The following is an 11,718-nucleotide window of genomic DNA, read 5'->3' as shown; positions in this document are numbered from 1 at the left end:
ACACGGGCATGAGCTCGAGACTGGACGCGCTGCGGGAGCGGCTCGGCGGGATCGCGTTCGGCGGCGACTACAACCCCGAGCAGTGGGACCGCGCCGTGTGGGACGAGGACGTCGCCCTCATGCGCGAGGCCGGCGTCAACCTCGTCACCGTCGGCGTGTTCGCGTGGGCGTCGCTGGAGCCGTCGCCCGGCCGCTTCACCTTCGAGTGGCTCGACGAGGTCATGGACCTGCTGCACGCCAACGGGATCAGCGTCGACCTCGCCACCCCGACCGCGGCGCCGCCGGTGTGGCTGTCCCACGGGCACCCCGAGGTGCTGCCCGTCATGGAGGACGGCGAGGTGTTCGGGTTCGGCAACCGGATGCACTACGACCCGACCTCGCCGCGGTACCGCGAGCACGCCGCCCGGATCACGACCGCACTCGCCGAGCGGTACTCCCACCACCCGGCCCTCGCGATGTGGCACATCGGCAACGAGTACGGCCCGGTCGCGTACACGCCGTCCGCGGCGGCCGCGTTCCGGGCATGGCTGCGCCGCCGGTACGGCGACCTCGACGCGCTCAACGCCGCCTGGTACACGACGTTCTGGAGCCAGCGCTACACCGCCTGGGAGCAGGTGAACCCGCCGGAGGTGCCGCGGTCGTGGTCCAACCCGGCCCGCCGCCTCGACTTCCACCGGTTCGCCTCCGACGCGCTGCTGGAGTGCTTCGTCATGGAGCGCGACATCGTCCGCGCGCACCGCGACGACCTGCCGGTCGTCACCAACTTCATGCGCTTCCACCGCGGCGCCGACCTGTGGCGGTGGGCGCCGCACGTCGACGCCGCGGCCCTCGACATCTACCCGGACCCGGGGCAGCCCGACGCGCACGTCGCCGCCGCGCTCAACTTCGACCTCATGCGGTCGCTGCGCGGCGAGCCGTGGCTGCTCATGGAGCAGGCCGCCGGCGCCGTCTCGCAGTGGCGGGTCAACCACGCGAAGCGCCCCGGGCTGATGCGGCTCGGCTCCTACCAGGCGGTCGCGCACGGCGCCGACAGCGTCCTGTTCTTCCAGTGGCGGGCGGGCCGCGGCGGCCACGAACGCTTCCACTCCGCGATGCTGCCGCACTCCGGCACCCGGGCCCGCACCTGGCGGGAGGTCGCGGCGCTCGGCGCCGAGCTGCCGCGGATCGCGGCCGTCGCCGGCACCGGCCCGCGCGCCGAGGTTGCCGTCCTGTTCGACTGGAACGCCTGGTGGGGGCTGGAGGTCACGCACGGGCTGCCGCGCAACGACTTCGACTACCCGGCGACCGTGACCGCGCACTACCGGCCGCTGCTGGAGGCGCACCACGCGGTCGACCTGGTGTCGTTCGGCTCCGAACTGGGCCGGTACCGGGTGGTGGTCGTGCCGAACGCGTACCTTGTCGACGACCGCTGCGCCGCGGCCCTCGAGGACTTCGCCGCCGCCGGCGGGACCGTGCTGTGCTCGTTCTTCTCCGGTGTCGTCGACGAGGCCAACCAGGTGCGGCAGCCCGCCTATCCGGGTGCGTTCGGACGGCTCATCGGCGCCTGGATCGACGAGTACCTCCCGGCGGAGTCCTCGTTCGGCGTGCGGTTCGCCGGCGGGCGCACCGTCCGGGCCGACTGGTGGCAGGAGCGCATCCACCCCACGACCGCGTCCGTCGTCGCCTCCTACGCGGACGGTGACCTCGCCGGGTGGCCCGCGGTCATCGCCGACGGCAGGGTCACCTACATCGGCACGCGCCTGGAACCCGAGGCGCTGCGGGACGTGATCCTCGGCGCGGTCGCCGCCGCGGGCGTCGAGCCGGTCGTCGCGGGCGCACCGTCCCATGTGGAGGCGACCCGGCGGGGCCGGTTCCTGTTCCTGCTCAACCACTCGCCGGCCGAGGCGGTCACGGTGCCGGCGGACGGCACCGACCTGCTCACCGGCCGGATCCTGGAGGCGCGGTGACCCTGGAGCCGCTCGGCGTGGCCGTCATCGAGGTCCCATGACGGACGTCCACCCGGCCTGGCTGCCGCCGGCGGCGCTGCGGGCGATCGGCTCCCGCCGCGTGTCCGTGCGCGGCGACGGCCTGCTCGTGCGCACCGTGATCGCCGAGGTCGCGCAGGCGTGCGGGCGTTACGGCGGCGCGGTCGTGTCCGACGGCGCCGACCTCGTGCTCGCGGTATCCACAGTGGAATGCGGGCCGGAGGGGTTCGCGGTGTCCCGCGACGGCGGGGTCACCACCGTCGCCGCCGCCGACCCCGCCGGGCTGCTGTATGGGCTGTTCCACCTCGCGCGGCTCGGCGAGGCCGCGTTCGGCGCGCCGCACCCGCCGCGGGTGCACCGGCCCGGGCACGCCCGCCGCATGCTGGACCACTGGGACAACGTCGCCGTGCACCCCGTCATGGGCCAGGTCGAGCGCGGCTACTCAGGCGGCTCGCTGTTCTGGCACGACGGCGCCCTGCGCGAGGACCTCGGCCGGGTCACCGGCTACGCGCGGCTGCTCGCGGCGTGCGGCATCAACGCCGTGACCGTCAACAACGTCAACGTCCACGCGACGGAGGCGCGGCTGCTCACCGACCGGCTCGGCGACGTCGCCACCCTCGCCGGCGTCTTCCGCCCGTACGGCATCCGCGTCCACCTGTCGGTGAACTTCGCCACGCCGCGCGACGACCTCGGCACCGCCGACCCCCTCGACCCGCGGGTGCGGGCCTGGTGGGCCCTCGCCACCGACGCCGTCTACGCGGCGATCCCCGACTTCGGCGGGTACGTCGTGAAGGCCGACTCCGAGGGGCAGCCGGGACCGTTCGCGTACGGACGGACCCACGCCGACGGCGCGAACGTCCTCGCCGCGGCGCTCGCCCCGCACGGCGGCGTCGTGCACTGGCGGGCGTTCGTCTACGACCACCGGCAGGACTGGCGCGACCGGCGCACCGACCGGGCCCGCGCCGCGCACGACCACTTCGTGGCGCTCGACGGCCGGTTCCTGGACAACGTGGTCCTCCAGGTGAAGCACGGCCCGGTCGACTTCCAGCCGCGCGAGCCGGTGTCGCCGCTGATCGCCGCCGTGCCCGCCACCAACGTCGCCGTCGAGTTGCAGGTGACCCAGGAGTACACCGGCCAGCAGCGCCACGTGTGCTACCTCGCTCCGATGTGGAGCGACGTGCTCCGGTGCGCCCGCGGGATGGCGGTCCTGGACGGCCTCGTCGGCGTCTCCAACGCCGGCGACGACCCGTTCTGGACCGGGCACCCGCTCGCTCAGGCCAACCTGTACGCGTTCGGCCGGCTCGCGTGGGCGCCGGACCTCGACCCCGTCGCGATCCTCGACGAGTGGATCGGCCTGACGTTCCCGGCCGCCCCCGACGAGCTGCGGGAGACCCTGCACGCGGTCATGGACGACTCGTGGCGCACCTACGAGGCCTACACCGCGCCGCTCGGCGTCGGGTTCATGGTCCGCCCCGGGCACCATTACGGCCCGGACGTCGACGGCTACGAGTACACCCCCTGGGGGACCTACCACTTCGCCGACCGCGACGGCGTCGGCGTGGACCGCACGTGCGCGACCGGGACCGGCTTCGCCGGGCAGTACCCGCCGGCGCTGGCCCGCGTGTACGAGTCGGTCTACGACTGCCCCGACGAGCTGCTGCTGTTCTTCCACCACGTGCCGTACGGGCACATCCTGCACGACGGCGGCACCGTCATCCAGCACATCTACGACACCCACTTCGCCGGCGCCGACGCGGTCGTGGCGATGCGGGACCGCTGGGCGCGGCTGCCCGTGTCATCGGTCGGCCCGGCGTTCGCCGCGCGGGTGTCGGCGCTGCTCGACGAGCAGGTGCGCAGCGCCGCCGAGTGGCGCGACCAGATCAACGCGTACTTCTTCCGCAAGTCCGGCGTCCGTGACGCCCACGGACGCCGGATCCCCTGACCCGAAGGGAGCACCGATGACCAGACCCCGCCTGATCGCCGTCGCGCTGGCCGTGGCGATGGCGGTCGCTGCCGGCGTCACCATCGCGTCCGCCGACGCGGCCGTCACCGTGTCCGCAGCAGCATCCACAGTGGAGGACGAGGGCGCCGACTGCCCGGTGCCGGCGCTGCCCGACGCCGGCGCGCTGCCCACCAACGCGAAGCTGCCCGACCCGTTCAAGCGCCTCGACGGCACCAGGATCACCGCGAAGTCCGACTGGCGGTGCCGGCGCGAGGAGGTGAAGAAGCTGGCGGAGAAGTTCGTCTACGGCGAGAAGCCCGCGCGGCCGCAGAGCGTCACCGGCACCGTGTCCAGCACCGGCGTCACCGTCAACGTCACCCACAACGGCAGGAGCGCGTCGTTCTCCGCCCGGGTGGAGCTGCCGGGCGGCGCCGGCCCGTTCCCGGCCGTGGTGGTGCTCGGCGGGTTCGGCGCCGACACCGCCGCCATCAAGGCCGCCGGCGCCGCCGTGATCAGCTACGACCCGTACGCCGTCGGCAAGGAGGGCACGCCCCGCACCAACAAGCAGGGCGCGTTCTACAGCGTCTACGGCGCGCAGAGCAGCACCGGGCTGCTGATGGCGTGGGCGTGGGGCGTCAGCCGGATCATCGACGTCGTCGCCCAGTCCGACGGCCGGATCCTCCGGGCCGACGCGATGGGCGTCACCGGATGCTCCCGCTTCGGCAAGGGCGCGTTCGTGGTCGGCGCGTTCGACCAGCGGATCGCGCTGACGATGCCGATCGAGTCCGGCAGCGCCGGCGTGCCCATCTTCCGCGGCATCCCCGGCGAGGGCGCGCAGAGCCTGAGCAGCGCCTACGGCGAGCAGCCGTGGCTCGGCGACGCCTTCGGCACCTTCACGGGCAACCCCGCACGGCTGCCCGTGGACACGCACGAGATGGTCGCGATGGTCGCGCCGCGCGGGCTGTTCATCATGGACAACCCGCACATCGCGAACCTCGGGCCGCGCTCGGCGAGCGTCGCGGCGCTGGGCGGCGCCGAGGTGTACAAGGCGCTCGGCGCGGGCGACGCGATCACGTACTGGTCGGACGTGCAGGACGGCACGCACTGCGCGAACCGGCCCGAGTGGCGGACCCCGCTGCAGCAGCACATCCAGCGGTTCCTGCTGCGCACCGGCAGCAGCGCGGGCACGTTCCGCATCTCCAGCCGGGCGGCGGGGCGGCTGTCCGACTGGTCCGACTGGCAGACCCCGGTGCTGAGCGACGGGCCCCCGCAGTCGCAGTCGCCGTCGCCGTCCGCGTCGGTCTCTGTGTCGCCGTCTGTGTCGCCGTCTGTGTCGCGGTCCCCGTCGCCGTCCTCGCAGTCCGCGGGGCAGGGGTGCACGGCGGTGGTGACGGTGCAGAACGTCTGGGACGGCGGGTTCGTCGCCTCCGGGCGCGTGACCGCCGGTGGCGCGCCGCTCTCGGGGTGGACGGTCCGGCTCGCCCTGCCCGCCGGCAGCGCGATCACCAACGTGTGGAACGGCAGGCTCACCGGTACATCGGTGGCCAACGCGACCTGGAACGGATCGCTCGGCGCGGGGGCGTCGACCGAGTTCGGCTTCCAGGGCACCGGGCCGGTGTCGGGGCTCGCCGCCACCGGCTGCGCCGCCGCCTGAGGTCCTCCGCCGCCGGGCGCTCAGACCTGCTGGAGCGCCCGGCGGATGGCGGCGGCGACGTGCTCGGGGTCGCGCTGGTCATGCACCACGATGACGGCGGTCCCGTTGCCCCTGCTGCCGCCCTTGCTCGTGGCGCCGGCGGCTCCCGCGCCCGTCTCAGGACCCGCTCCAGACACCGCTCCAGACACCGCTCCATGGCCCGCTTCAGTGGTTGCGAACAGCGACACGACCTGCGCCATGGCGGCGTCGAGCTCCGCGGCGGGCTCGGCGGTGTCGCGCCGCAGCCACCGCCGGAGCACGTGGTTGTGGGCGGAGACGACGGCGGCCGCCATCAGCTCGGCCCGCAGCGCCGCGCCGGGGGCGGGACCCCACGACTCGGCGATGAACTCGCGGAAGAGCCGCTGGTACCGCGCGACGCTGGCGATCTCCCGGTCCCGCAGGGTCGAGATCCGGCTGGTGAGCGCATACCGCAGGCGGGCCCGGTCCCCCTCCTCCACGTATCGCAGCAGGACGAGGCGCACCGCTTCGGTGACCGCCACGATCGCCGTGTCCGCCGTCGACGTCGCGAGGCGCTCCTTCACGGTCGCGAGCAGGCGGTCGTGATCGGGGAAGATCACGTCCTCCTTCGACCGGTAGTGGCGGAACAGGGTGGTGCGGCCGACGCCCGCCCGGTCGGCGATGTCGTCGGCGGTGGTCTGCTCGTAGCCGCGTTCGTCGAACAGCGCGAGTGCGGCGTCGACGAGCCGGTCACGTACGGGAATCGCGGTCACAGTTCCCCATCCTCCCGCATCGCTCTGACCTGTTGCTTTCCGGTCCCGGTATCCAGTACCGTCCCAATGGTACGCAGTACCGCATCGATCTGGGGAGGACACATGGTCCTGACGTTCGGTTCCAGCGCCGCTACGGCCCGCGCGCTGGCCTACGACCCGGTATTGCGTTCCACCGACCTGTTCCGCAGCGTCGACCCGGACTCCGCCGCCGCGCTGGCCCAGGAGTTCGAGCGGGTCGACGCGGACCGGGGCACGGTCCTGTTCACCGAGGGTGACCCCGGCGACCGGCTCTACATCCTGCTGTCGGGCAAGGTGAAGCTGAGCCGCCGCTCCCGCGACGGCCGCGAGGGCCTCATGGCGCTGCTCGGCCCGACCGACCATTTCGGCGACTTCGAGCTGCTCGACGGTGGTCCCCGCGTCGCCGCCGCCACCGTCGTCTCCGACGCCCGCCTCGCCGTGCTGCCCAAGACGGTCCTGGACCGGTGGATCGCCCACCACCCGCACGTGGCGGAGCAGCTGCTGCGGGTCATCGCCCGGGGCATCCGCGGCCACCGCGCCGCCGTCGACGACCGCCTCTTCAGCGACGTGCCGGGCCGGGTCGCCGGCCGGCTCATCCAGCTCGCCCAGCGCTTCGGTGTCGCCGAGGACGGCGCCACCCGCGTCGTGCACGACCTCACGCAGACGGAGCTCGCCCAGTTCGTCGGCGCCTCGCGGGAGTCGGTGAACAAGGTCCTCGCCGAGTACGCCGCCCGCGGCTGGGTCCGCCTGGAGCACAAGTGCGTCGTCATCCTCGACAACGCCCCGCTCGTCCGCCGCGCCCAGCGGGGCCGCCGCCGCTGACCGGCGTCTCTTAGGCTGGTCCGCGTGGACCTGGAGTTCAGCGGCGAGGTGTGGCACTGGCGCGGCCCGTCCCCGTTCCACTTCGTGACGGTGCCGGAGGACGAGTGCGCGGCCCTGCGCTTCGCGGCCGCCCTCGTCACCTACGGCTGGGGCATGATCCCGGTCGCCGTGCGTCTCGGCGGGACCACGTGGACGACGTCGCTCTTCCCGAAGGACGGCGGCTACGTGGTCCCGCTGAAGGACCGCGTCCGCAAGGCCGAGGACATCGACCTCGGCGACACCGTCACCCTCCGCCTCACCGTCGCCGCCTAGCGGGCCGGGGGCGTGACCGCGGCGACCATGGCCGAGCGCGGTGAGCGCTTGCCGAGCAGGCTCCGGGCATACACGGCGTAGGTGTACTCCGTCGAGCCCTTCAGGCCCTTGAGCGTCACCTCGGCGCGGTTGGTCGTCACGACCCGTGTCTCGGCCGCGCCGTTGACGGCGACCACCAGGTACGTCGTGCCGCCGATCCTGTCCGGGCGGCGCTGCCAGGTAAGTCGGACGCTGCTCGGGGTCACGTCCGTCACGGTCAACCCCCGCGGGGCGCGGCTCTTGGGGTCGACGCCGGCCGCGGCCACGGTGTTGCGGAACACCGTCGCCTCGCGCGTGTCCGAATCAAGGCCGTTGGGGCCGTTGATGAACCGCCGTCCCCACGCCGTGCGGCTGTTGCCGTCGAAGTTGTTCACCAGGTCCAGGTAGCTGAACTGCTTGTCGTTGCCGCTCCAGGACCAGCCGAGGTAGCCGAGGTGCTGTGCCTGCGCGGTGGCCATGATGGCGTCCTCGTCCGGCTTGCCCCACTGGTGCCGGCTGGAGAACTCGCCGATGAGGATCGGCAGGTGGCGCTCGGTGAACGAGGTGAGGTAGCCGCTGACCTTCGGCGCGGTGTCGAACATGCCGTACATGTGGATGTCGAACGCGGTGTTGCCGGTGGGGTCGGCGGCGAGCACCCGCTCGGCGTTGTCGCGCATGATGAACGACTCGTCCTGGCCCCAGCCGGGGCCGTCGACCAGCAGCGTGTGCTTGAAGCCGGCGGCGCGCAGCCGGCGGATCGCGTCGGAGGTCTGCTGCACCCAGGGCCACGTGGTGCCGTTTGCGAACGGTTCGTCGGCGATGTTGACGAGGACGTTGTCCTCGTGGCCGGCCAGCGTGTCGCGCAGGCTGAGCCAGAACTGCACCGCTTCCGACATCGGTGCCGCCTTCTTGTCCTGGCCGAAGCCGGCGGTGTCGTGGGCGTCGAAGATGCAGATCAACCGGTTCCGCTGGCACAGCTCGACGACGGTTGCCACCTCCCGTGCCGGGGCCCGCCGAAACTGGTGGCCGATGCCGAGGGTGACCCGCACCGCGTTGGCGCCCGCCGCTTTGATGGCCGCGAAGGAGCTGTTGTGGTCCGGGTACCACATGAAGTCGTGGTTGACGCCGCGCAGCACGAGGTCGCTGCCGTTCGCCTCGACGAGCCGGCCGTCGCGAACCTGGATGCCGATGTGCGGCTCGGCGGCGTGCGCCCGGCCCGGCGTCAAGAGCGCGGCCAGGAGCGTGGCGACCGTCAGCACCGTCAGCACCGCCCAGGTCGGGCCGGCAGTACGCGGTCGAGCCAGGCGCTTTGCGCGCGCAGGCAGAACGTCGTCGCGCCTGGCCGGCCCGAGCGACACCTGGGCGTCGGTTGTCACGGCCCCTGCGGATACCCCGGGTCGTCCGCTCCTACCCGCACCGCCGGGTGACCCGGTCCACCCCCGCCACTCGGATGGGCAGCGGCCGGCGCCGCATCGGCTGTCCGCGCTCGGGCTGGGCTGAGACCTCTCGGGCTGGGCTGAGACCTAGAGCGGCCAGTGCCGCATGGCGGTGTCCAGCCAGGGGACGACCAGCAGGACCGTCGGCAGGACGAGGATGGCGGCGGCCAGGGTGTAGACGACGGCGGCGAGGCGGCGGTCGGTGGGGGCGGCGCCCGGGGCCAGGCGGTCGAGGCGCCACCGGCGCTCGCGGTCGGTGTCGTGCGGCTCCAGCTCGAGGTCGCCGGCGGGGCCGCTGAGTGACCGGAGGGCCGCGTGCACCGGCTCGTCGCCGTGGGCGCGGCGGGCGGCGTCGTCCGCCAGGGCCTCCAGGAGCAGGTGGACGGCGTCCAGGGGGGCGCGGCTGCGCAGCGGGGCCGGGACCGCGCGGTAGAAGGCGGTGAACGACTCCATCACCACGTCGTGGCGGGCGCGCAGGTGGGCCCGCTCGTGGGTGAGGACCGCGGCCACCTGTGGCTCGCTGAGCAGGCGCAGGGTGCCCTCGCTGAGCACGATCCTGGGGGAGCGGCCCGGCACGCAGTACGCGAACGGCTGCCCGCCCTCCAGGACCCGCAGCGGCACGTCGCCGTCGATCGCGGCCCGGGACAGCAGGTCGGCGAGCAGGCGGTGGCGGGCACGGCGCACCCGCGACCGGTACGCCACCAGGAACAGCGACACGAGCAGCCGCACGACGATGACGCCGGCGACGGCCAGGGCCGCGACGAGGGCGGCGACGGCGAGCGTGGTGCCGCGCGCCCGGACCAGCTCCTCGGGGCCGGCGAGCACCACGCCCAGCGCGCACAGGACGGCGGCGAGGGTGATCGCCTGCCACAGCGCGACGGCGGCGCCGGGGGCCCGGGCCGTCCAGCGCGCCCTGGCGAGGGGGCCGGGGACGACGAGCGACAGGGTCAGGCCGAGCGCACCCAGCAGGAGCGCGGTCACCGGGCTCTGGCGGCCTTGATCGCCGCGGCGAGCGCGTCCGGGCCGATCCGCCCGACGAAATGCGCGAGGGCCGCGTCGCGGGCGGCGCCGTCCGGTGCGCCGCTGAGGGCGTCGAGCATGAGGGCCGCGGTCATCTCCTCGCGCGTCTGGGTGGCGGCATACCGGTAGGCGCGGTCCGCCTTCTGCTGCGTGACCACGCCCTTCTTGGCCAGCCGGTCCAGCACCGTCATCACGGTCGTATACGCGAGGCCGCGCGACGGGTCGAGCCGCTCGTGCACCTGCCGGACGGTCAGCGGCTCCCCGGCGTCCCACAGCTGCGCCATGACCTCGCGCTCGAGGTCCCCAAGTCCGGCCATGCCGCCAGTGTAACCGGGATTACGGTGCGCGTCGTACTACAACCCGTAGTATCTACTACGAGATGTCGTAGAGGGGGACTCATGGACGTGCTCGACCTGACCCGGCTGCAGTTCGCGGTCGTCACGCTCTACCACTACCTGTTCGTGCCGCTGTCGATCAGCCTGTCCGCGGCGACCGCCGGCCTGCAGATCGCCTGGATGCGCACCGGCGACGACAAGTACCGGCAGCTCACGATGCTCGTCGGCAAGCTGCTCATCGTCACCTTCGCCGTGGGCGTCGTCACCGGCCTGGTGCAGGAGTTCCAGTTCGGGCTCGCCTGGAGCGAGTTCGCCCGCTTCTACGGCGACGTCTTCGGGCCCACCCTCGCCATCGAGGGCATGCTCGCGTTCTTCCTCGAGGCCACGTTCCTCGCGCTGTGGTACTTCGGCTGGGACCGGTTGTCGCGCCGGGTCCACCTGGCGACCATCGTCGTCGTCGCGGTCGGCACCCTGCTGTCGGCGTTCATCATCCTGGCCGCGAACTCGTTCATGCAGCACCCGGTCGCCTACGAGCTCGACCCCGCCACCGGCCGGGCCCGCCTCACCAGCTTCAGCGAGCTGCTGCTCAACAAGGTCAACCTCGCCGCGTTCCCGCACACGATGGCCGGCGCGGTCATGGTCGGCGGCGCGCTCCTGCTCGCCGTCGGCGCCTGGCGCCTGAGGGATACCGCCGACGGCGACGCGTTCGCCACCCTCGCCCGGGTCGGCGCCTGGATGACCGCCGCCGGCGGCGCGCTCACCGCCCTCACCGGCGACCACCTCGGCAAGGTCATCACGCAGGTGCAGCCGATGAAGATGGCCGCCGCGGAGGCGCTCTACGCCACCACGACCGGCGCGCCGTTCTCCATCTTCGCGGTCCCCGGCTTCAGCATCGAGGTGCCCCGGCTGCTGTCGATCCTCGCGTACGGCAGCCCCGACGCGACCGTCGCCGGCATGGACGACCTCCAGACGCAGTACAGCGCCGCGTACGGCCCCGGCAGCTACGTGCCGATGATCCCGGTGGCGTTCTGGACCTTCCGCCTCATGATCGGCGCCGGCATGCTCGCGATGGGGTTCGCGCTGCTGTACCTGTGGCGCACCCGGCGCGGCCGCCGGCCCGCGGCGTGGACGGTCCGGGCGGCGATCCTGCTGCCGCTGCTGCCCGCCGCCGCCAACAGCCTCGGCTGGATCTTCACCGAGACCGCCCGGCAGCCGTGGATCGCGTTCGGCCTGTCGAAGGTCGCCGACGGCATCTCCCCGGGGCTCACCGCCGGCGAGGTCCTCGCGTCGCTGCTCGCGTTCACCGCCGTCTACGGCGTCCTCGCGGTCGTCTGGCTGCGCCTCGTCCGGCACCTCGCCCGAAAGCCGCTGTCAGCGCCTGTACCGGTGGCCGCCGACCCCGAACCCGCCCTGAGCTACTGAGGAGA

The 11,718-nt window shown here is 73.3% G+C and carries 10 protein-coding genes; 6 read left to right on the top strand and 4 right to left on the bottom strand.

All coding sequences use genetic code 11. The features are described from left to right. Positions 1–8: 8 nt before the first annotated feature. Genes ACQEVZ_RS51975 through ACQEVZ_RS51965 form a run of 3 tightly spaced genes read left to right on the top strand, consistent with a single transcriptional unit; the run spans position 9 to position 5,560 of the window. Positions 9–1,946, top strand: a complete 1,938-nt coding sequence (locus ACQEVZ_RS51975; protein ID WP_433382967.1) for a beta-galactosidase — start codon at positions 9–11, stop codon at positions 1,944–1,946. Positions 1,947–1,983: 37 nt separating this feature from the next. After that, positions 1,984–3,906: an alpha-glucuronidase gene (locus ACQEVZ_RS51970; protein WP_433382965.1), complete on the top strand. Its 1,923-nt coding sequence runs from the start codon at positions 1,984–1,986 to the stop codon at positions 3,904–3,906. A gap of 16 nt (positions 3,907–3,922) precedes the next feature. Further along, positions 3,923–5,560, top strand: coding sequence for a glucuronyl esterase domain-containing protein (locus ACQEVZ_RS51965; protein WP_433382963.1), 1,638 nt, complete (start codon positions 3,923–3,925; stop codon positions 5,558–5,560). Positions 5,561–5,580: 20 nt separating this feature from the next. Here the strand turns inward: ACQEVZ_RS51965 and ACQEVZ_RS51960 are convergent, their stop codons facing one another. Further along, complete coding sequence (locus ACQEVZ_RS51960; RefSeq protein ID WP_433382961.1) at positions 5,581–6,330, bottom strand: TetR/AcrR family transcriptional regulator; 750 nt, start codon at positions 6,328–6,330, stop codon at positions 5,581–5,583. 102 nt (positions 6,331–6,432) lie between these two features. Between ACQEVZ_RS51960 and ACQEVZ_RS51955 the strand changes: the two genes are divergently transcribed. Further along, positions 6,433–7,170, top strand: a complete 738-nt coding sequence (locus ACQEVZ_RS51955; protein WP_344498781.1) for a Crp/Fnr family transcriptional regulator — start codon at positions 6,433–6,435, stop codon at positions 7,168–7,170. A gap of 24 nt (positions 7,171–7,194) precedes the next feature. Beyond that, positions 7,195–7,482 (top strand): DUF1905 domain-containing protein, encoded by a 288-nt coding sequence (locus ACQEVZ_RS51950; RefSeq protein WP_433382959.1) that lies wholly within the window; start codon positions 7,195–7,197, stop codon positions 7,480–7,482. Here the strand turns inward: ACQEVZ_RS51950 and ACQEVZ_RS51945 are convergent. From ACQEVZ_RS51945 to ACQEVZ_RS51935, 3 genes are all read right to left on the bottom strand, one after another. After that, on the bottom strand, positions 7,479–8,759 hold the full coding sequence (locus ACQEVZ_RS51945; protein ID WP_433382957.1) for a cellulase family glycosylhydrolase: 1,281 nt from the start codon (positions 8,757–8,759) through the stop codon (positions 7,479–7,481). The two genes, ACQEVZ_RS51950 and ACQEVZ_RS51945, sit on opposite strands and share 4 nt — an antisense overlap. Positions 8,760–9,023: 264 nt before the next feature. Then, a complete protein-coding gene (locus tag ACQEVZ_RS51940) occupies positions 9,024–9,917 on the bottom strand; it encodes a M56 family metallopeptidase (RefSeq protein ID WP_433382955.1) in 894 nt (297 codons plus the stop codon). Beyond that, complete coding sequence (locus ACQEVZ_RS51935; protein ID WP_344498789.1) at positions 9,914–10,273, bottom strand: BlaI/MecI/CopY family transcriptional regulator; 360 nt, start codon at positions 10,271–10,273, stop codon at positions 9,914–9,916. The genes ACQEVZ_RS51940 and ACQEVZ_RS51935 overlap by 4 nt, the downstream gene beginning before the upstream one ends. Before the next feature lie 81 nt (positions 10,274–10,354). On the opposite strand from ACQEVZ_RS51935, the gene ACQEVZ_RS51930 reads away from it, so the two are divergent. Beyond that, positions 10,355–11,713 carry a cytochrome ubiquinol oxidase subunit I gene (locus ACQEVZ_RS51930; RefSeq protein ID WP_433382953.1) on the top strand — a complete coding sequence of 453 codons (1,359 nt, stop codon included), beginning with the start codon at positions 10,355–10,357 and terminating at the stop codon, positions 11,711–11,713. Positions 11,714–11,718 lie beyond the last annotated feature (5 nt).

This window comes from Dactylosporangium sp. CA-152071, assembly GCF_050936335.1.
GTDB lineage: Bacteria > Actinomycetota > Actinomycetes > Mycobacteriales > Micromonosporaceae > Dactylosporangium > Dactylosporangium maewongense.
Note: the sequence above shows the minus strand (reverse complement) of the source record. Positions and strands in the feature narration are given on the sequence as shown.